Genomic DNA, 20,484 nt, shown 5'->3' with positions numbered 1-20,484 from the left:
TCTGGCAGCGCCTCAGCGCAGCACTTCCAGCAGCCGGTCGAGCCCGCCGTGGTCGATGGCCACCATCGCCTGTTCGCGTACCTTGGGTTTGGCGTGGTAGGCCACCGACAGGCCGGCCTCGGCCATCATCGGCAGGTCGTTGGCGCCGTCCCCGACGGCGATGGTTTCGCCCGGCGAGATGCCGAGCAGGGAAGCGACCTCGAGCAGCGTGCGGCGCTTCTCGGCGCCGTCGCAGATGTCGCCCCACGACTGCATCACCACGCGGCCGGTGAGCCGGCCGTCGGCCTCGTCGAGCAGGTTGGAGCGCGCGAAATCGAGGCCAAGCCGATCCTTCACGCGGTTGGCGAAGAAGGTGAAGCCGCCCGAGACCAGCAGCACCTTGAGGCCGGCCGCCTTGCACGCCGCGACCAGTTCCGCCGCGCCGGGGTTGAGCCGCAGGCGCTGGTCGTAGACCTGCTGCAGCGCATCGACCGGCACGCCCTGCAGCAGGGCTACGCGACGGCGCAGGCTCTCCTTGAAGTCCTTGATCTCGCCGCGCATCGTGGCCTCGGTGATGGCCGCGACCTCGGCCTTCTTGCCCACCGCATCGGCGATCTCGTCGATGCACTCGATGTTGATCAGCGTCGAGTCCATGTCGAAGGCGACCAGCTTGAAGTCGGCCAGAGCGAGCGGCGGCGTGATGCCGCGCACGGCGAGGCCCGGGGAGATTTCTTTTGCGCTCATGCGACCACCGCTTCCTGTTGTACCTTGGGTTGTCCAAGGCTGCGCAGCACGTCGCGCACCATCTGGGCCCGCTCCTTGGGCTCCTTGAGTTCGCGTTCGATGCGCAGCTTTTCGTTGCCTGCGAGCTTGATGTGCTTGTTCTTCTGGATCAGGGCGATGATGTTCATGGCGTCGACCGGCGGGTCCTTCTTGAAGGTGATGTGAATCACGCCCGGAGCGGCGTCGACCTTGACCACACCGTAGGGCCGCGCCAGCACGCGCAGCCGGTGCACATCGATCAGCGTCTGCGCCTGCGGCGGCAGCTTGCCGAAGCGGTCCACGATTTCTTCCAGCAGCGTATCGATCTGGTCGGAGGTCTTCGCGGTCGCGAGCTTCTTGTAGAAGGACAGGCGCAGGTGTACGTCGCCGCAATAGTCCTCGGGCAGCAGGGCCGGCGCGTGCAGATTGATCTCGGTGGTCACCGACAGCGGCGCGAGCAGGTCGGGCTCCTGGCCGGCCTTGAGCGAGCGCACCGCCTCGGCCAGCATCTCGTTGTAGAGCTGGAAGCCGATCTCCATCATGTTGCCGCTCTGGTTCTCGCCCAGCACTTCGCCGGCGCCGCGGATCTCGAGGTCGTGCATCGCGAGGTAGAAGCCGGAGCCGAGCTCTTCCATCTGCTGGATGGCGTCGAGCCGCTGCGCGGCCTGCTTGGTCAGGCCCTCGGTGTCGGGCACCATGAGGTAGGCGTAGGCCTGGTGGTGGCTGCGGCCGACGCGGCCGCGCAGCTGGTGCAACTGGGCCAGGCCGAACTTGTCGGCGCGGCTCATCACGATGGTGTTGGCGCTCGGCACGTCGATGCCGGTCTCGATGATGGTGGAGCACAAGAGCAGGTTGTAGCGCTGCGCCACGAAGTCCCGCATCACGCGTTCGAGCTCGCGCTCGGGCATCTGGCCGTGGGCGACGGCGATGCGCGCCTCGGGCAGGATCTGCTCGAGCTTCTGGCGCCGGTTCTCGATGGTTTCGACCTCGTTGTGGAGGAAGTAGACCTGCCCGCCGCGCTTCAGCTCGCGCAGCACGGCTTCGCGGATCACGCCGGTGCCCTCGTTGCGCACGAAGGTCTTGATCGCGAGCCGCCGCTGCGGCGCGGTGGCGATCACGCTCAAGTCGCGCAGGCCCTCGAGCGCCATGCCCAGCGTGCGCGGGATCGGGGTGGCCGTGAGCGTGAGCACGTCGACCTCGGCGCGCATGGCTTTCATCGCCTCCTTGTGGCGCACGCCGAAGCGGTGTTCCTCGTCGATGATCAGGAGGCCGAGGTTTTTGAACTTGACCGATTGCGAGAGCAGCTTGTGCGTGCCGATCACGATGTCCACGCTGCCGTCGGCCAGGCCCTTGGCGGCCGCATTGATCTCCTTGGTCGAGCGGAAGCGGCTCATCTCGGCCACCTTGACCGGCCACTTGCCGAAGCGGTCCATCAGCGTCTGGTAGTGCTGCTCGGCCAGCAGCGTGGTGGGCGCCAGGAAGGCGACCTGCTTGCCGCCGGTGACGGCGATGAAGGCGGCGCGCAGCGCGACCTCTGTCTTGCCGAAGCCGACGTCGCCGCAGACCAGCCGGTCCATCGGCTGCGGCGAGATCATGTCGTGGATGACCGCGTGGATGGCGGCCTTCTGGTCGGCCGTCTCGTCGAAGCCGAAGTCGTTGGCGAACACCTCGTAGTCGGCGGCCGAGAAGCGGAAGGCGTGGCCTTCGCGCGCCGCGCGGCGGGCGTAGATGTTGAGGAGCTCCGCGGCGGAGTCGCGCACCTGCTCGGCGGCGCGGCGCTTGGCTTTTTCCCACTGGCCGGAGCCCAGCTTGTGCAGCGGCGCCTCGTCTGCGCTGACGCCGGTGTAGCGGCTGACCAGGTGCAGTTGGGAGACCGGCACGTAGAGCGTGGCCTTGTCGGCGTACTCCAGGTGCAGCATCTCCTGCAGCAGCGGCTTGCCCTCGGCATCGGTGCCCTGGCCGAGATCCATGTGCACCAGGCCGCGGTAGCGCCCGATGCCGTGGGCCGAATGCACCACCGGGTCGCCGATCGCGAGCTCGCTCAGGTCCTTGATCAGCGCCTCGACGTCGCTGACCTGCTCCTGCTTCTTGTTGCGGCGACGGGTGGCCGGCGCGGTGGCGAAGAGCTCGGTCTCGGTGACGAAGTCGATGCCTTGTTCGCGCCAGGCGAAGCCGGCGACCAGCGCGCCTGTCGCGATGCCGATCTTCTCGTCGGGCGAGGCCTCGAACTCCGCGAGCGTGTCGAAGGCCGGCGGGGCGACGCCGCTGGCGCGCAGAAAGTCGAGCAGGCTCTCGCGCCGGCCGTCGCTCTCGGCGATCAGCAGTACGCGGTGCGGCGTCGTGCGGATGTGCTCCTTGAGCTTGACCAGCGGGTCGTCGGCGCCGCGCACGACGGCGAAGGGGGGCAGCAGGTCGAACTCGGCGTAGGGCGTGTCGGACGTGGCCTCGCCCCGCACCGCCAACTGCGCCAGCGGCTTGGCGCGCTGGTAGAACTGCTCGGCATTCAGGAACAGCGCTTCCGGGGGCAGGGCGGGACGCTCCGGATCGCCGCGCACCAATCGATAGCGCTCGCCGGTGTCCTGCCAGAAATGCTGAAAGGCGGGCTCGAGCTCGCCGTGCAGCACCACCGTGGCATCGGCGCCGAGGTAGTCGAACACCGTCGCCGTCTCTTCGAAGAAGAGCGGCAGGTAGTACTCGATGCCGGCGGTGGCGACGCCATTGCCCATGTCCTTGTAGATGCGGCTGCGCGTGGGGTCGCCCTCGAGCAGCTCGCGCCAGCGGCTGCGAAAGCGCGCGCGGGCGTCGTCGTCCATCGGGAACTCGCGGCCGGGGAGCAGGCGAACCTCGGGCACCGGGTAGAGGCTGCGCTGGGTGTCGGGGTCGAAGTTGCGGATCGAGTCGATCTCGTCGTCAAACAGGTCGACGCGGAAGGGCATCGGCGAGCCCATCGGGAAGAGGTCGATCAGGCCCCCGCGGACCGCGTACTCGCCGGGGCTTACGACCTGCGTCACGTGGCTGTAGCCGGCCAGCGTGAGCTGGGCCTTGAGCTTGGATTCCTCGAGCTTCTGCCCGCTCTTGAAATGGAAGGTGTAGCCGGCCAGGAAGGCGGGCGGCGCGAGGCGGTAGAGCGCCGTGGTGGCCGGCACCAGCACCACGTCGGCCTCTTTCTGGCTGATGCGCCAGAGCGTGGCGAGCCGCTCGCTGATCAGGTCCTGGTGGGGCGAGAAGTTGTCGTAGGGCAGGGTCTCCCAGTCCGGGAAGAGGGCGCAGCGCAGCTCGGGTGCGAAGAAGGCGATCTCGTCGATCAGCCGCTGCGCGTCGTTCGCGTCGGCGGTGAAGACCGCGGTGGCACGGCCCGCCGCCTTCTCGCGTTCGGCCAATTGGGCCAGCAGCAGCGCGTCGGCCGACAGCGGGGGGCGGGGCAGCGTGAAACGCTTGCCTGCGGTGAGTTGGGGGAGGTCCATGAAGTGTTGGAGAAATGCAGAACACCCCGCGCCGGTCGGCGAGGGGTGTGACGGCCGATTCTAGAATGGCTGCCTTTTTGCCGCTCGTGCCTCGACTCCCATGATCGCTTCCCGTCTTTTCGTGTTGATCCCCTGTGCGGGCTCGGGCAACCGCGCGGGCGGCACGGGGCCCAAGCAATACCAGCGCATCGCCGGCCGGCCGATGGTGCGCCACACGCTCGACGCGTTCCGCGCGCTGGCGGGGCGCTTTGCGGGCATTGCGCTGGTGGTGTCGCCGGAGGATCGCGAGGTCTCGGCCGCCTTGCCGCGTTTCCCGGCCGAGGGAGAACATCTGCTGCACGTGGGCGGCCCGACGCGCGCCGCCACCGTGCGCAACGGCCTCATGGCACTGCGACAGCTCGGCGCCGGTCCGCACGATTGGGTGCTGGTGCACGATGCCGCGCGCTGCCTGGTCACGCCGACGCAGATCGAAGCGCTGATCGCCGCCTGCGAGCACGACGCCGTCGGCGGCCTGCTGGCGCACCGCCTGCCGGACACGCTCAAGGTCGCTTCGCCCGACGGCCGCGTGGCAAGCACGCTGACCCGCGCCGACAAGTGGCTGGCCCAGACGCCGCAAATGTTCCGCATCGGCATGCTGCTCGATGCGCTGGAGCGCGCCGGCGATGCGGTGACCGATGAAGCCGGCGCGATCGAGGCGATCGGCCTCGCGCCGCTCCTGGTGCCGGGCAGCGCGCAGAATTTCAAGCTGACCTATGCCGAGGACTTCGCGCTGGCCGAGGCGGTTCTGCACAGCCGGCGCGTCGCACAGCCATGACCGCTTTCAATGTTCGTGTCGGCGAGGGCTGGGACGTCCATCAGCTGGTGGCGGGCCGCAAGCTGATCCTGGGCGGCGTCGAGGTACCGCACAGCACCGGCCTGCTCGGCCATTCGGATGCCGATGTGCTGCTGCATGCGATCACCGATGCGCTGCTCGGCGCAGCCGGACTCGGCGACATCGGCCGGCACTTTCCCGACACCGATCCGCAGTTCCGCGGCGCTGACTCCGCCGCGCTGCTGGCCGAGGCCGCGCGCCGCGTGCGTGCGGCGGGCTGGCAGATCGGCAACGTCGACAGCACCGTGGTCGCGCAGGCGCCCAAGCTCGCGCCGCACATCCCGGCCATGTGCGCGCGCATCGCGGCCGCGCTCGAGATCTCGGTCGACCAGGTCAATGTGAAGGCGAAGACGGCCGAGAAGCTCGGCCCGGTCGGGGAGGGCCGGGCGATGGAAGCGCGCGCCGTCGCGCTGCTTCACCGCTGAAGAACAAGCTCACCCCCAGGCTTCGCGCACTTCGTGTCGCTACGCCGACCCCCTCGCCGGGGGCAACACCAGCGGCCCGGCAAAGCTGGTTCCGCGGTGTTCCCCGAAACGGGCGCTACTTGACCGCCGGTACTTCGGGCTTGACCGCAGCGGCGCGCGGCATGCGGATGTGGGCTGCGAGGCCTCGGCCCGGCGTGCTGGTGAGCGCGAAGGTGCCGCCCATGCGCTCGATGTTCTTGGTCACGATCGACAGGCCCAGCCCCGCGCCCGCGGCCGAGGTGCGTGCCACGTCGCCGCGGAAGAAGGGCTTGCTCAGCTGCGAGAGCAAGGCGGGCGCGACGCCGGCGCCGTGGTCGCGCACCTTGATGAGCACCGCGTCGTTGTGCGCCTGCGCCTGGATCGCGACGTCGGCAACGCCGGTGGACGGCGTCTTGCCGTAGCGGCGCGCGTTCTCGATCAGGTTCGAGATCACGCGTTGGAGCTCGACCTCGTCGGCCATCACGCGCAGGTCGGCCGGCACGTCCACCGTGATGCGGATGTCTTCGTGGTCCTGCACCGCGTAGGTACAGGCATCGATCACGTCGCGCAGCAGCACCGGCTTGAAGTCGACGTGGTCGGGGCGCGCGTAGTCGAGGAACTTGTCGATGATGGCGTCGAGCTGCGCGATGTCGGCCGCCATGTGGTCGCGCGCGTCCTCGTCGGTCACGCTCATCTCGGTTTCGAGCCGAAGGCGCGCGAGCGGCGTGCGCAGGTCGTGCGAGATGCCGGCCAGCATCACGGCGCGGTCCTGCTCGATCTTGGCGAGCTGGTCGGCCATGCGGTTGAAGCCGACGTTGACCGCCCGGATCTCGTTGGTGCGCGCGCGTTCGTCGAGCCGGTGCGCTTCGTACTCGCCTTCGCGCACCTGCATGGTGGCCCGCGACAGCTGCTTGAGCGGCAGGTTGATGAGGCGCGTGATCAGGGCCGCGCCGGCCAGCGACAGCATCATTGTTGTCACCAGCCAGACCAGCCAGGTGCGCCCGCCCAGCCGCGTGAAGCGCGTGGGGTCGAGCAGCAGCCAGTACATGTCGCTCTCGATCGTGAATCCGATCCAGAGCCCGGGCTCGTCATTGACGCGGCTGGCCACCGTCGTGCCTTCTCCGAGGCGGTCGATCAGCTCCTCGGTCACTCGCTGGTCGAGCGCCCCGGTGGTGTAGGGGACGAAGCGGTCGTTCGGCTCGCGCGGCAGGATGCGCACGCCTTCCTGGTCGGCCAGGGTCTTGATCAGCGACACGCGCGTGATGGCATCGGAATACACCAGCGCCGCCCGCGTGAGATTGACGAGCGACGCGATCTGGTGTGCGGTCTGGATGGCGCGCGGCTCGTACTCGAGCGCCCGGAAAGTCTGCAGCCAGGCCACCGTGCAGCCGATCAGAAGCAGCACCAGCAGGAAGAAGGTGCGCCAGAAGAGGCTGAGGCCGAGTTGCAGCCTGGGGCGGCGCCTGGACTGGCCCAGGCCCTCCAGCGGGCTCGGCAAGGTGACCTGGGGGCCGTCTTCGCCGAAAGGGCTGGGCTGTGTCGTCTTGGGGCCGAGGGTGGCGGCCACGAGCGTCAGCGCTTCAGGTCGTGCCGTCCGGCACGAACACGTAGCCGACGCCCCAGACCGTCTGGATGTAGCGCGGCGCCGCGGCATCGGATTCGACCAGCTTGCGCAGGCGCGAGATCTGCACGTCCAGGCTGCGGTCGAAGGGTTCGAACTCGCGGCCGCGCGCCAGCTGGGCCAGCTTTTCGCGCGACAACGGCTGTCGCGGATGCCGCACCAGCGCCTTCAACATGGCGAACTCACCGGTGGTCAGCGAGAGTTCCTCGCCGTCCTTCTTGAGCGTGCGCGAGCCGAGGTCGAAGCTGAAGGGGCCGAAATTCACGGTTTCGTTGTCGGTCGAGGGCGCGCCGGGCGCCTCGAGCGGCGGGCGGCGGCGCAGCACCGCATGCACGCGCGCCAGCAGCTCGCGCGGGTTGAAGGGCTTGCCCAAGTAGTCGTCGGCGCCGACCTCGAGACCGACGATGCGGTCCACATCCTCGCCCTTGGCGGTGAGCATGATGATCGGCGTGCGGTCGTTGGCGGCGCGCAGGCGGCGGCAGACCGAGAGACCATCTTCGCCGGGCATCATCAGGTCGAGCACGATCAGGTCGACCGTGTCGCGCAAAAGTATGCGGTTGAGGGCCTTGCCGTCTTCCGCAACGATGACCTCGAAACCTTCCTGGGTCAGGTAGCGGCGCAGCAGGTCGCGGATGCGGGCGTCGTCATCGACGATGACGATCTTGTCTGTGCGGGCGGGAGCTTGATTCATTTCTACAACGCTGAATTTGTAACAACGCCGATTCTGAAGCCGTTAGGAGCCCATTGAGCCGCTTTTCATAATGCTTTGACACTAAGTTACAAAACTTGCGGGAGCTCGCCGTCCAGACGTCTGCGCCATGCGCAGGGGTGGCACAGTGACTTTGCCCCCCTGACTCAGCATCATGAAATCGACTGTACTCGCGTTGACTGTCTTGCTCGCTTGCTCCTCGGCTCCCTCCGGGGCCGAACCCTGGGGATTCCTGCCGGTGAGCGATCTGCGGCGCAATGAGGTGCGCGACGCTGTGGAAGCTCACCGGGCTGCCAAGCGCGAGGAGGTGCGGCGCCAGGAAGCAGCGGCCGGCCGCCGTCTAACGGCCGCCGAACTGGCCGAGTTGCGGCAGCAGGTGCGCCAGCAATCGACACCGCGACAGGACGTCGTCCACTCGGCAGAATCGCAGCCGGCTGAGCGGATGACGCCCTTGCCCTCGTCGACAGGCAGGGTGATGGTGGCGCCGCGCAGCCTGCGCCCGTGAGCGGGCCCCCTTGCGGGCTCGATGCTTTTTCTCTTTTCTCCACTTGGGTTTCATTGCCTTGAACAACAAGAATGTCAGACGAATCGCGGCCTGTGCCGTGTTGATGATGAGCGCCGGCGCCGCCATGGCCCAGGTCGCGCCCTGGGCGCCGCCGCAGAACGTACTGCAGCTGTCGGCCACGGGAACGGTCGAAGTGCAGCAGGACCTGCTGAGCATGACGCTCAGCACCACGCGCGATGCGGCCGACGCCGCGACGGTGCAGGCGCAGCTGAAGACTGCGCTCGACGCTGCCCTGACCGAGGCGCGCAAGAACGCGCAGCCGGGCCTGCTGGACGTGCGCACCGGGAATTTCAGCCTCGTGCCGCGCTACACGCGCGACGGCAAGCTCACCGGCTGGCAGGGCACGACCGAGCTGGTGCTGGAAGGCAAGGACTTTCCGCGCATCACGCAGACGGCGGGTCGCGTCTCCACGCTCACGGTGGGCGGCATCGGTTTCGGCCTGAGCCGCGAGCAGCGCGCCAAGGTGGAGGCCGAGGCGCAAACGATCGCGATCGAGAACTTCAAGCAGAAAGCGGGCGAGTTGGCCAAGGGCTTCGGCTTCGGCGGCTACACCTTGCGCGAAATCTCGATCAACGCCAATCAGGGCGGGCCGATCCGGCCGCGCATGATGGCGGCGGAGGCGTCGTCGAAAATGAACTACGACGCGGCGGTGCCGGTCGAGGCCGGCAAGACCAGCGTCGTCGTCAACGTTTCGGGCTCGGTGCAGCTGAAATAGTTGGTCGCCGCCGGGCCGCCCCAAGGCGGCCGCCTATTTTATTGGGCGGTCCAGCCGCCGTCGACCTGCCAGGCGACGCCGCGGACTTGATCTGCTGCCGGCGAGCACAGGAACACTGCAAGCCCGCCCAGCTGTTCCACCGTGGTGAACTGCAGCGAAGGCTGCTTCTCGCCCAGCAGATCGTTCTGCGCCTGCGTGATCGAAATGCCTTCGCGTGCCGAGCGGTCGTCGATCTGCTTCTGGACCAGCGGCGTCAGCACCCAGCCGGGGCAGATCGCATTGCTCGTGATGCCGGTGGTCGCGGTTTCGAGCGCCACCGCCTTGGTGAGGCCGACGATGCCGTGCTTTGCCGCCACGTAGGCGGATTTCTGGGCCGAGGCCACGAGGCCGTGCGCCGAGGCGATGTTGATGATGCGGCCCCAGTTGGCTTCGCGCATGGCGGGCACGGCGAGGCGGGTGGTGTGGAAAGCGCTCGTGAGGTTGATCGCGATCACGGCATCCCAGCGCTCCACCGGAAAGTCCTCGACCTTCGCGACGTGCTGGATGCCGGCGTTGTTGACGAGGATGTCGACGCGGCCGAACTTTTCGGCTGCGACTTTCATCATCTCTTCGATCTGCGTCGGCTGGCTCATATCGGCGCCGTGGTAGCCGACCCTCACGCCGAGCGCTTCGATCTCCGCCCTCGGCTTGTCGGCATCGCCGAAGCCGTTGAGCACGATGTTGGCGCCTTCTTGCGCCAGCGCCTTCGCGATACCGAGGCCGATGCCACTGGTGGACCCCGTGACAAGCGCGGTTTTGCCTTTGAGCATGATGGTCAATCTCCGGATGAATTAGGATGCAACGAGACAATTATCTTCATCGCGACTTCCCCCTGTTTCATGACCGAGCCTGCTCTCCATCACGCTACCCGGGAGGGAGCGACCGAGTGAAGCGCGAACAGCCCAATCTCTCGTTGTCCGGCTCCGCGGTGGTCGACTACCCGCTGTCGGCAGCGACGGCCGATCGCACGCCGGTGGTCGAGAACATGCTCGGGCGCGCGCGCGCCTTCGCCGAGCCGCTGATCGCCGACGAAACGCTGGACACCGGCGAAAACACGCTCGCGCATGCCGATGCAGTGGCCGCGATCGTCTCAGCCATGGGCGGATCAGAAGCGATGCAGGCGGCAAGCTACCTGGTCTATTCGTGCCAGCACTTGAACCGGCCGCAGGAAGTGATCGCCAAGGTGTTCGGCGACAACTTCGCGGCGCTGGCGGTGGAAACCACCAAGCTCGTGCATGTGCAGAAGCAGGCGCGTTCGGCCACGGCCAGCGCGCACCTGGCGGATGGCGCGGGCACGCAGACCGAGAACGTGCGCAAGATGCTGCTCGCGTTCTCGCGCGACCTGCGGGTCGTGATGCTGCGGCTGGCTTCGCGCCTGCAGACGTTGCGGCATGCAGCGGCAAGCAAGCAGCCCGTGCCCGAAGGCGTGGCGCGCGAATCGCTGCAGGTGTTCGCGCCGCTCGCCAATCGGCTCGGTATCTGGCAGGTCAAGTGGGAGATCGAAGACCTGTCCTTCCGCTTTCTCGAGCCCGAGACCTACAAGCTCATCGCGCGGTTGCTGGACGAGAAGCGCATCGAGCGCGAAGGCTATGTCGAGCAACTGCGCGCACGGCTCGAACGCGAGCTGGCCGAGGAGGGCGTCAAGGCCACGGTGCAGGGCCGGCCGAAGAACATCTACAGCATCGTCAAGAAGATGCGCGGCAAGTCGCTCGACTTCGCGCAGGTTTTCGACATCATGGCGCTGCGCGTGGTGGTGGCAGACGTCAAGGATTGCTATGCGGCGCTGGCCTGGGTGCATTCGCACTTCCAGCCGATCGACGAGGAATTCGACGACTACATCGCGCGTCCCAAGCCCAACGGCTACCAGTCGCTGCACACGGTGGTGCGCGAAGTGGTCGACGGGCAAGCCGGCAAGCCGATCGAGATCCAGATCCGTACCGAGGAGATGCACGACCACGCAGAGCATGGCGTGGCTGCGCACTGGGCCTACAAGGAGGCGGGACACAAGGGCTATGCCGGCGTCTGGGCGAGCGGCGAGTACGACGCCAAGATCGCGGTGCTGCGCCAACTGCTGGCCTGGGAACGCGACCTGTCCGGCGGCTCGCAGGGGCAGGGGCTGTTCGACGACCGCATCTACGTGCTGACGCCCGATGCGGCGATCGTCGAGTTGCCGCAGGGGGCAACGGCGGTCGACTTCGCCTACACGGTGCATACCAGCCTGGGCCACCGCTGCCGCGGCGCGCGCGTCGACGGTGCGATGGTGCCGCTCAACACGCCGCTGCAGAACGGGCAGACGGTGGAGATCATCGCGGCCAAGGAAGGCGGCCCCTCGCGCGACTGGCTCAATGCCGAGCTGGGTTACCTCGCGAGCCATCGCGCACGCGCGAAGGTGCGGGCCTGGTTCAACGCGCAGATCACGCACGAGACGGTGGCGCGCGGCCGCGAGGCGGTCGAGAAGGTGCTGCAGCGCGAAGGCAAGACCGCGCTGAAGCTCGACGACCTCGCCTCGCAGCTGGGCTTCAAGTCGGCCGACAACCTGTTCGAGGTGGTGGGAAAGGACGAGTTCTCGCTGCGCAACATCGAGATGCTGCTGCGTCCCCCGGAGCCCGCGCCCGGTCCGGACGACGGCGTGATCATCAAGAAGGCGCGCGCCGGCGGCAATGCGGGCAAGGGCGGGGTGCTGGTGGTCGGCGTCTCCTCGCTGATGACGCAGCTCGCCAAGTGCTGCAAGCCGGCGCCGCCCGACGCGATCCGCGGCTTCGTGACCCGAGGCCACGGCGTCAGCATCCACCGCGCGGACTGCAGCAGCTTCCGCATGATGGCCACGCGCGATGCCGAGCGCGTGATCGACGTCGAGTGGGGCGAGCAGAAGGCCGATGCGGGCTCGGTCTATGCGGTCGACGTGGCGGTCGAAGCCGCCGATCGCCAGGGATTGCTGCGCGATATTTCCGACGTGTTCGCGCGCGAGAAGATGAACGTGATCGGCGTGCAGACTCAGTCCGTCAAGGGCACCGCATGGATGACGTTCACGATCGAGATCGCCGACGCCGCACGGCTCGCGCAGGTGCTCAACGTGGTGGCCGCGGTGGCCGGTGTGCGTTCTGCGCGTCGCCGCTGAAAAACCGGCTCCTCAGCCTGCTACAATCTCGGCTTCTCGGACACATCCTTAGGCGCGTAGCTCAGCTGGTTAGAGCACCACCTTGACATGGTGGGGGTCGTTGGTTCGAGTCCAATCGCGCCTACCAATTTCCCTTTTCGAAGACCAACCATCTTCGACTTCGCAGGGAAATTCCGGGCAGGACCTGCCCCGAGCGCTGCCTGCAACCGTCCCTCTCTATATCGTCGCCGGCACGTCAGTCCACATGACATCCGCCGTGCGCGGCATCCTGGCTGTTCCCTGTCCCACCCATCGCAGAGCTCGATGACGCAAGGGATCGCAGGCAAACGGCGCATTCGCGCTTCACGGGAACGGCAGCCCCGATTCCGTTACTCACCGTGCGCGCCCGCATCCGCCGCTTGGTCAAGCGAGCACGAGTGCGTCGCTGCACAAGGGATCTCGGCGAGCCGCGCGTGGCGCGCGTTGTCCGACTGAAGCATTGAATGCGTGGTCTGCCCCAGCGACCCGCGCAACCGGAGGCGAGCATGGATTCGGCGTATCGGGCGGGACGCTATGGAGGCGGCGGAAGAGCTGGAAGAGGCGGAAGAACCGACCTTGGCCGCGGGCCCGGGCGACCCGGCCCGGCGCAACGGCAGGGCCTCGAGCAGCAGACTGCAACTCTCCCACAGCGCAGCGGAGCTCACGGTCGTGTACTTCGAGGACGACGAGGCCAAGGGGCGGGAGCGGCTCGCCGACGCGTTGATCGCGCAGCTGTGCGAAGCCGTCGGGGACATGAAGGGCCCGATCGACGAAGGCGACGCCTGGGAGTTGTACAGCGCCGCCGAGGCGATAGTGCCCGAGCAGGCGGGACAACGTCTCGCGCGCGGGCTTGCCGCGTCTGGCGCGGATGGAACTCGGCTACGTCGAACGAGTGGTGAGGGGCGTGTTCCGCCTGCGTCGAAATGAAGTCACGCTGGATCTCGGCGAGCCGGCCCTGATCCAGATCAACGAGGCCACTGCCGTGGGCCTCTTGCTGGGGAGGCGTCCTGTGATGGTTGAGCGGTCTTCGGCGGGCTTCCTCCTGTGCGACGCGGGCGCCGATGTTGCCGTGAGAGGCTTCGCGGCGCGACGATGAAGGAGGCGCTCGCCGATGCACTTGCACGGATGGGCGCGCGGGGTGAAGGCGCGGTGAGCGTGATCTGTCCGACGCCGCGGCGGCTCATCGAGGTCGAGCCGCAGCGAGAGGATGACCAGGCCGTTTCAACGGAGACGAAGTCCGCGCAGGCGCCGGGCGACGCTGCGCTTGCGTCAAAGGAGCCTGCGGCCGCCACGAGCGAACCCGACCGCGCAGTCGAGCCTTCGTCGACGGACGTGGCGAGCTTGAGCACTGCCGAAGTGCACCGCCTCTTCAAGCAGGAATTTCCAACACTGGCGAAGGGGCGCCAGGCCTTCCCAAGGGCGGCCTGGTCGGATCGACCTCGAACGTCGACCTCAAGCGTATCGGCAGGACGATCGAGAACGTCTACGACATCGTGCCCGTGCGCGAGATGAGGCGGGCACTGCAGTGCGCCCTCGAGAAGAAGCCTGTGACGGTGCAATCCCTGTGGTACTGCGGCCGAACCTATGGCGAGGGCGACTACCACGAGGTGCCCACGTTCTCACGACGGACGGTGCACATACTGAACCACCTCAATACGGTCCTGAGCGGCAACGCGACACCAGCGTGTTCATCACCGTGGCCATCCTCGATGCCTTCGTCGACAAGACATTCGGCGTGAAGCGCACGCCGAACGACCCCTTTGCCGAACTGGTGGCGTTCAGCAAGGCTCACCCGGAGTTGCCTGCCCTCGAAATGGCGACGGTCCGGATCGATCGCACGGGATTGAAGTTCGACACGCCGGCGCTCGCGGCGGCCGTCTGCAAAGCGCCGGCCGTCGATCGAGAGGGCAGGCGCAACGCGAGCCTGCTGCCAGCACGGAGCGCGCAACGGCCGCGGACCTGGAAGAGCTTCTGCGACAGCAGCGCGAGCGCCCGATGTCGCTGTCTCCCGCCCCAACGCCGGAACCAGCGGCGACCGAAGCCGCGCTGCCAGGCGAGCGGGCTGCGTCAAAGCACGACGACGCCTGAGCAATCGTCCGAAGCTGCAAGCCGCCAGATCAGAGATTCTCAGCAACGTCTACTCGTACGGCACGCAATGGAACGGCCAGATGCCGTTGCTGTCGAGCGCACCCGAGGGCGGCAAGCCTGGATCGACGAACCGGCGCACGCGCCGGAAAAATCAAGCGATGGCGACGCGGGTGGTCAGGGCTCGGCGCCGTCATAGAGCTCGATCAGCGACGATTTTTCTTGATCGCAGCATCCGTTTGACCGAGGGCCCCCTCGACGCAAGGCCTACTGCCTTCGTCGACTGGCGAATACGCCGTCAGTTGTGGTAACTTGGCCGTCCGCCATCTCCAAAGCACTTGACTCAGGGAACCGATGAACACGCCTGCGGCTGAGAGCGACCCGGCACTCGAGGAGCTTCGTCTCGCCGCACTGTTGCGGCAAGCGCCCCTCGAATTCGCGCGCGTGGTCTACGGGCTCAACGATCGCGCCAACGGCCGCGCCGGCACCATGGCGGCTGAAGACGTCGCGCGTACCGTGCGGCAGGGTGCTCCCGTAACGCGAGAGCGCGCCGAGCAGCGGGCCCGAGGCTATCTGCCGCTGGCCGGCCAGGAGCACTGCCCGCGTTGCTGGGTTTTCAACGGCGTCAAGAGTCCCTTGCACTTTCGCGAAAATACCGAAGAGCGCCCCGAATCGGCGGTCTGCAAGGTGTGCGGCGCCGAGTACGCCACTTCACTGGACTGACGCTCCCGTCAGGGTAAACCTTGGCGCGGTGCAGCAAAACCGCTCCCTAGAATTTGTTCGCGCGCCCCTGGCGTGAAAACTTGAAGGAGTCCGTAGTGCAGAGCAAGAAATCCGCCGGTGCCAAACCGGTACAGCGGGTGATCAAGAAGTATCCGAACCGAAGGCTCTACGACACGGAAACCTCTACCTACATCACGCTCACCGAAGTCAAGCAACTGGTGATGGACAAGGCGCCCTTCGTGGTGCGCGACGCCAAGAGCGGCGACGATCTCACGCGCAGCATCTTGCTGCAGATCATTCTTGAAGAAGAGGCCGGCGGCGCGCCGATGTTCACCGAACAGGTGCTGGCCAACATCATTCGTTTCTACGGCCAGGCCATGCAGAGCTACATGGGCCCCTATCTGGAGAAGAATATCCAGGCGATGACGGAGGTACAGGCGCAACTGGCCGAAAAGGCGCAGAACCTGACGCCCGAGATGTGGGCCCGGTTCATGACCATGCAGTCCCCGATGCTGCAGGGGCTGATGGGAAGTTACGTCGAGCAATCGAAGAATGCGTTCCTGCAGATGCAGGAGCAAATGCAGAAGAACACAGAGCAGGTCCTGGGCGCCTTTGGCATCAAGCGTCCCTAGATCGAGCGCGGAGCCGGATAGCTGGGACAATAGGGGGATATGAGCGAAGTTGCCTCCCCTGAACGAATTGCCGCGCCGACCGCCCCCAAGGTCGGTTTCGTGAGCCTCGGCTGCCCCAAGGCGCTGACCGATTCCGAACTGATCCTCACCCAGCTGAGCGCCGAGGGCTATCAGACCTCCAAGACTTTCGAGGGCGCCGACCTGGTGATCGTCAATACCTGCGGCTTCATCGACGATGCTGTGAAGGAAAGCCTGGACACCATCGGCGAGGCCCTGGCCGGCAACGGCCGGGTGATCGTGACCGGTTGCCTGGGCGCCAAGACGGGCGAAGAGGGCGGCAACCTGGTGCGCCAGATGCACCCCAGCGTGCTGGCCGTCACCGGCCCGCATGCGACGCAGGAAGTGATGGATGCGGTGCACGCGAACCTGCCGAAGCCGCACGACCCCTTCGTCGACCTGGTGCCGCAGGCTTTCGGCATCGCCGGCCTGAAGCTGACGCCGCGGCACTATGCCTACCTGAAGATCAGCGAAGGCTGCAATCACCGTTGCACCTTCTGCATCATTCCCTCGATGCGCGGCGACCTCGTATCGCGGCCGGTCGGCGACGTGCTCGGCGAGGCCAAGGCGTTGTTCGAAGGCGGCGTCAAGGAACTGCTGGTGATCAGCCAGGACACCTCGGCCTACGGGGTGGATCTCAAGTACCGTACCGGCTTCTGGGACGGCAAGCCGGTCAAGACGCGAATGCTCGAGCTGGTGCGCACGCTCGGCGAAATCGCCGAGCCCTATGGCGCCTGGGTGCGGCTGCACTACGTGTATCCGTATCCCAGCGTCGACGAGGTCATTCCACTGATGGCAAGCGGCCAGGTGCTGCCTTATCTCGACGTGCCGCTGCAGCACAGCCATCCGGACGTGCTCAAGCGCATGAAGCGGCCGGCCAGCGGCGAGAAGAACCTGGAACGCATCGCGCGTTGGCGCGAGGTGTGCCCGGAGCTCGTGATCCGCAGCACCTTCATCGCGGGCTTTCCCGGCGAGACGGAGGAGGAATTCGAGCACCTGCTGGCCTTCGTTCGCGAAGCGGAGGTCGATCGTGCGGGCTGCTTTGCCTACAGCCCGGTTCAGGGCGCTGCCGCCAACGACATCCCGGGCATGCTGCCCGAGGCGGAGCGCGAAGCGCGGCGCGCGCGCTTCATGGAAGTGGCCGAAGCGGTGTCGATCGCGAAGCTGCAAAGGCGCATCGGCGCGACGATGCAGGTGCTGGTGGATTCAGCGCCGGGCATGGGGCGCAGGGGCGGAGTGGGCCGGAGCTACGCCGATGCGCCCGAGATCGACGGCATCGTGCGGCTGCTGCCGCCCGAGAAGATCAGCAAGACCTTGAAGGTCGGCGAATTCACCCGGGCCCGCATCGTCGGCGCCGAGGGTCACGACCTGATCGCGCTGCCTGTCTAATAGATGCCGCAGACAGACAAGAAAAAAGCCACCGGAAACCGGTGGCTTGAATCGAGGAATCCCGCGAGGGATTATCTAAACTTGGTGCCCAGAAGAGGACTCGAACCTCCACGATGTTACTCGCTAGTACCTGAAACTAGTGCGTCTACCAATTCCGCCATCTGGGCCCACGTGCTGCTTGGGAACTAACCCTTGCAACAGGTTTTGAATTTCAGGAAAGAGAGAGATCATATCAAAAATTTAAGCCACCCAAGCGGACTGCTGGACGAGGTTGAAGGCACGGTGCAAGGTCATCGCGACGGGCACGGATTCGTCCAGCGCGACGATGGTGAAGCCGACATCTATCTGCCCCCCAATGAGATGCGTGCGGTCCTGCACAAGGACCGCGTCAAGGCGCGCGTCGTGCGCCAGGACCGGCGCGGTCGTCCCGAAGGCCGCGTGGTCGAGATCATCGAGCGGCCCGAGCAGCCGATCATCGGCCGCCTGCTGCACGAAGGCGGCATCTGGCTGGTCGCGCCCGAAGACAAGCGCTACGGCCAGGATGTCCTGATTCCCAAGGGCGCGACTGGCACGGCCAAGGTCGGCCAGGTGGTGGTCGTGCAACTGACCGAGCCGCCCGCGCTGTTCGGCCAGCCGGTCGGGCGCGTGAAAGAAGTGCTCGGCGAGATCGACGATCCGGGCATGGAGATCGAGATCGCGGTGCGCAAGTACGGCGTGCCGCACGAATTTTCCGAAGCCTGCATGGCCGAAGCGAAAGCCCTGCCCGACAAGGTGCGAGCGCCCGACAAGAAGGGCCGCATCGACCTGACCGACGTGCCTCTGGTCACCATCGATGGCGAGGATGCGCGCGACTTCGACGATGCGGTGTACTGTGAACCCGCCAAGGTGGGCCGCGGCAAAGGCTGGCGCCTGCTGGTCGCGATCGCCGATGTCAGTTCCTATGTGCAGACCGGCTCCGCGATCGACATCGATGCCTACGACCGCGCCACCAGCGTGTACTTCCCGCGCCGCGTGATCCCGATGCTGCCCGAGAAACTGTCGAACGGGCTGTGCTCGCTGAACCCGGAAGTCGAGCGCCTATGCATGGTCTGCGACATGCTGGTCGCGTCCGACGGCGAGATCTACGCCTATCAGTTCTATCCGGCGGTGATGTGGAGCCATGCGCGCTTCACCTACACCGAGGTGGCTGCCATCCTCGGCAACACGCGCGGGCCGGAAGCGGCGAAGCGCAAGGACCGGGTGAAGGACCTGCTGAACCTGCACGACGTCTATCGCGCACTGCTCAACCAGCGTTCGAAGCGCGGCGCCGTCGACTTCGAGACCACCGAGACGCAGATCATCTGCGACGACGCCGGCCGCATCGAGAAGATCGTGCCGCGCACGCGCAACGAAGCGCACCGCCTGATCGAGGAGGCCATGCTGGCGGCCAATGTCTGCAGCGCGGACTTCATCGCCGAAGGCAAGCATCCGGGCCTGTACCGCGTGCACGAGGGGCCGACGCCCGAGAAGAAGGAGATCCTTCGCGGCTATCTGAAGGCAATGGGCGTCGGGCTTTCGATCACCGACGATCCGAAGCCCGGCGAGTTCCAGGCCATCGCCGAGGCGACCAAGGAGCGCCCCGACGCGCAGCAGATCCACACCATGCTGCTGCGTTCGATGCAGCAGGCGATCTACACGCCGATCAACAGCGGCCATTTCGGTTTGGCCTACGAGGCCTACACGCACTTCACGAGCCCGATCCGGCGTTATCCCGATCTGCTGGTGCATCGCGTGATCAAGGCCATCCTCGGCAAGACCAAGTACCAGCTGCCGATGCTGCCGACGCCGGGTGAGGCGCATGCGAAGCTCGCCAAGCGGCTTGCGTCGCGCGTGAAGGCGCCCACCGCCAAGCCGCAGAAGGCCACGGTGGCGCCCAGCAAGGAAGTGCTGGCCTGGGAGGCTGCCGGCCTGCACTGCAGCGCCAACGAGCGGCGCGCCGACGAAGCCAGCCGCGACGTGGAAGCCTGGCTCAAGTGCAAGTACATGCGCGAGCACCTCGGCGAGGAGTACGGCGGCGTGGTCACGGCGGCCACCACTTTCGGCATCTTCGTCACACTCGATGCGATGTATGTCGAGGGCCTGGTCCACATCACCGAGCTCGGCGGCGAATACTTCAAGTTCGACGAGCAGCGGCAGGAATTGCGCGGTGAGCGCACGGGCATCCGCTATGCGATCGGCACGCGGGTGCGGGTGCAGGTGAGCCGCGTCGATCTCGACGGCCGCAAGATCGATTTCCGCCTGGTGCGCGAGGGCGAGGAACTGGGCACGCGTGCCATGAAGGACAAGGGCGTCGCCACCGGCGGCGTGCCGGCCAAGGCATCGGCCAAGCGCAGTGCGCGCAGCAAGAAGCCTGAAGCAGCGGTCGAACGCAGCGACCGGGTCGCTCCGGCTGCGCCGCAATCGGCGATGCAGGCCTTCAGGTCGGCTGTCAAGAAGGCGGCCAACAAGATGAAAGGGCGCAAACCGCGCCGTTGAAGGAGAAACGAAGATGAGCGTTGAAAAGAAGAGTCGCATCGCGGTCGTCACGGGCGCCGGCACCGGCATCGGTCGCGCCGCCGCACTCGCCTTGCTGGGCGACGGCTGGAGCGTGGTGCTGGCAGGCCGCCGGCTCGAGCCGCTTGAGGATGTGGCCGATGCCTCGGGCGCCGGCGCGCGCGCGTTTGCGGTGCCCACCGACGTCGCCAATCCGGAGTCGGTGCAGGCGCTGTTCGCCGCCGCGGTGGAGCGCTTCGGCCGCGTCGACCTGCTGTTCAACAACGCCGGTGTCGGCAATCCGCCCGGCCCGTTCGAGGATTGGACGCCCGAGCAGTGGCGAGGTGTGGTCGACATCAACCTGAACGGGATGTTCTATTGCATCCAGCAAGCCTTTCGCACGATGAAGGCGCAGACGCCGAGGGGCGGCCGCATCATCAACAACGGCTCGATCTCCGCCACCTCGCCGCGGCCCAACTCGATGGCCTACACCGCGACCAAGCACGCGGTGGAAGGGCTCACCAAGACGGCGTCGCTCGATGGGCGCAAGCACGATATCGCGGTCGGGCAGATCGATGTCGGCAACGCGCTGACCGAGCTGGCCGCGCGCATGGCCAAGGGCGTGCCGCAGGCCAACGGCGAGATCGCGATCGAGCCGGTGATGGACGTGTCCATCGTCGGCCAGTCGGTGCTCTACATGGCGAACCTGCCGCTGGAGGCCAACGTGCTGTTCCACACGGTGATGGCCACCAAGATGCCGTTCGTCGGGCGCGGATAGGCGCG

At 66.7% G+C, this 20,484-nt stretch carries 17 protein-coding genes and 2 tRNA genes; 13 read left to right on the top strand and 6 right to left on the bottom strand.

Annotated elements, in window-relative coordinates:
- Positions 1–12: 12 nt before the first annotated feature.
- On the bottom strand, positions 13–723 hold the full coding sequence (gene serB / locus AC3A6B_RS13080) for a phosphoserine phosphatase SerB (RefSeq protein WP_487837121.1): 711 nt from the start codon (positions 721–723) through the stop codon (positions 13–15).
- On the bottom strand, positions 720–4,205 hold the full coding sequence (gene mfd, locus AC3A6B_RS13075; RefSeq protein WP_487837120.1) for a transcription-repair coupling factor: 3,486 nt from the start codon (positions 4,203–4,205) through the stop codon (positions 720–722). The genes serB and mfd overlap by 4 nt, the downstream gene beginning before the upstream one ends.
- Positions 4,206–4,305: 100 nt before the next feature.
- On the opposite strand from mfd, the gene ispD reads away from it, so the two are divergent.
- Positions 4,306–5,019, top strand: a complete 714-nt coding sequence (ispD, locus tag AC3A6B_RS13070) for a 2-C-methyl-D-erythritol 4-phosphate cytidylyltransferase (protein WP_487837119.1) — start codon at positions 4,306–4,308, stop codon at positions 5,017–5,019.
- Complete coding sequence (gene ispF, locus AC3A6B_RS13065) at positions 5,016–5,501, top strand: 2-C-methyl-D-erythritol 2,4-cyclodiphosphate synthase (RefSeq protein WP_487837118.1); 486 nt, start codon at positions 5,016–5,018, stop codon at positions 5,499–5,501. Before ispD ends, ispF begins: the two co-directional genes overlap by 4 nt.
- A gap of 115 nt (positions 5,502–5,616) precedes the next feature.
- Here ispF and AC3A6B_RS13060 read toward each other — a convergent pair whose 3' ends face one another.
- Positions 5,617–7,017, bottom strand: coding sequence for a sensor histidine kinase (locus tag AC3A6B_RS13060; RefSeq protein WP_487837268.1), 1,401 nt, complete (start codon positions 7,015–7,017; stop codon positions 5,617–5,619).
- An 82-nt stretch (positions 7,018–7,099) separates the two neighbouring features.
- Positions 7,100–7,831: an osmolarity response regulator transcription factor OmpR gene (gene ompR, locus AC3A6B_RS13055; protein ID WP_028250078.1), complete on the bottom strand. Its 732-nt coding sequence runs from the start codon at positions 7,829–7,831 to the stop codon at positions 7,100–7,102.
- 256 nt (positions 7,832–8,087) lie between these two features.
- Between ompR and AC3A6B_RS13050 the strand changes: the two genes are divergently transcribed.
- Positions 8,088–8,354: a hypothetical protein gene (locus AC3A6B_RS13050; RefSeq protein ID WP_487837117.1), complete on the top strand. Its 267-nt coding sequence runs from the start codon at positions 8,088–8,090 to the stop codon at positions 8,352–8,354.
- Between the two features lie 103 nt (positions 8,355–8,457).
- Positions 8,458–9,129 carry an SIMPL domain-containing protein gene (locus AC3A6B_RS13045; protein WP_487837267.1) on the top strand — a complete coding sequence of 224 codons (672 nt, stop codon included), beginning with the start codon at positions 8,458–8,460 and terminating at the stop codon, positions 9,127–9,129.
- A gap of 38 nt (positions 9,130–9,167) precedes the next feature.
- Here AC3A6B_RS13045 and AC3A6B_RS13040 read toward each other — a convergent pair whose 3' ends face one another.
- Positions 9,168–9,938 (bottom strand): 3-hydroxybutyrate dehydrogenase, encoded by a 771-nt coding sequence (locus AC3A6B_RS13040; RefSeq protein WP_487837116.1) that lies wholly within the window; start codon positions 9,936–9,938, stop codon positions 9,168–9,170.
- A 116-nt stretch (positions 9,939–10,054) separates the two neighbouring features.
- On the opposite strand from AC3A6B_RS13040, the gene AC3A6B_RS13035 reads away from it, so the two are divergent.
- From AC3A6B_RS13035 to rimO, 7 genes are all read left to right on the top strand, one after another.
- Entirely contained in the window at positions 10,055–12,286 is a 2,232-nt protein-coding gene (locus AC3A6B_RS13035; protein WP_487837115.1) for a RelA/SpoT family protein, read from the top strand.
- Between the two features lie 50 nt (positions 12,287–12,336).
- A tRNA-Val gene (locus tag AC3A6B_RS13030) sits at positions 12,337–12,413 on the top strand.
- Between the two features lie 425 nt (positions 12,414–12,838).
- Positions 12,839–13,231: a hypothetical protein gene (locus tag AC3A6B_RS13025; protein ID WP_487837114.1), complete on the top strand. Its 393-nt coding sequence runs from the start codon at positions 12,839–12,841 to the stop codon at positions 13,229–13,231.
- Between the two features lie 757 nt (positions 13,232–13,988).
- On the top strand, positions 13,989–14,588 hold the full coding sequence (locus AC3A6B_RS13020) for a hypothetical protein (protein WP_487837113.1): 600 nt from the start codon (positions 13,989–13,991) through the stop codon (positions 14,586–14,588).
- Between the two features lie 155 nt (positions 14,589–14,743).
- Positions 14,744–15,112 carry a hypothetical protein gene (locus tag AC3A6B_RS13015; protein ID WP_214681351.1) on the top strand — a complete coding sequence of 123 codons (369 nt, stop codon included), beginning with the start codon at positions 14,744–14,746 and terminating at the stop codon, positions 15,110–15,112.
- A 95-nt stretch (positions 15,113–15,207) separates the two neighbouring features.
- Entirely contained in the window at positions 15,208–15,744 is a 537-nt protein-coding gene (phaR, locus tag AC3A6B_RS13010) for a polyhydroxyalkanoate synthesis repressor PhaR (RefSeq protein WP_487837266.1), read from the top strand.
- A gap of 39 nt (positions 15,745–15,783) precedes the next feature.
- Positions 15,784–17,190 carry a 30S ribosomal protein S12 methylthiotransferase RimO gene (gene rimO / locus AC3A6B_RS13005; protein ID WP_487837112.1) on the top strand — a complete coding sequence of 469 codons (1,407 nt, stop codon included), beginning with the start codon at positions 15,784–15,786 and terminating at the stop codon, positions 17,188–17,190.
- Between the two features lie 82 nt (positions 17,191–17,272).
- On the opposite strand, the gene AC3A6B_RS13000 is transcribed toward rimO, so the two are convergent.
- A tRNA-Leu gene (locus AC3A6B_RS13000) sits at positions 17,273–17,357 on the bottom strand.
- Between the two features lie 91 nt (positions 17,358–17,448).
- On the opposite strand from AC3A6B_RS13000, the gene rnr reads away from it, so the two are divergent.
- Together rnr and AC3A6B_RS12990 are read left to right on the top strand one after the other, a co-directional pair.
- Positions 17,449–19,704 carry a ribonuclease R gene (gene rnr, locus AC3A6B_RS12995; RefSeq protein WP_487837265.1) on the top strand — a complete coding sequence of 752 codons (2,256 nt, stop codon included), beginning with the start codon at positions 17,449–17,451 and terminating at the stop codon, positions 19,702–19,704.
- A 13-nt stretch (positions 19,705–19,717) separates the two neighbouring features.
- On the top strand, positions 19,718–20,479 hold the full coding sequence (locus tag AC3A6B_RS12990) for an SDR family oxidoreductase (RefSeq protein WP_487837111.1): 762 nt from the start codon (positions 19,718–19,720) through the stop codon (positions 20,477–20,479).
- Positions 20,480–20,484: the final 5 nt, after the last annotated feature.

It is taken from the genome of Variovorax sp. Soil_C_33 (genome assembly GCF_057656935.1).
This window is presented reverse-complemented; position numbering and strand designations above follow the sequence as displayed.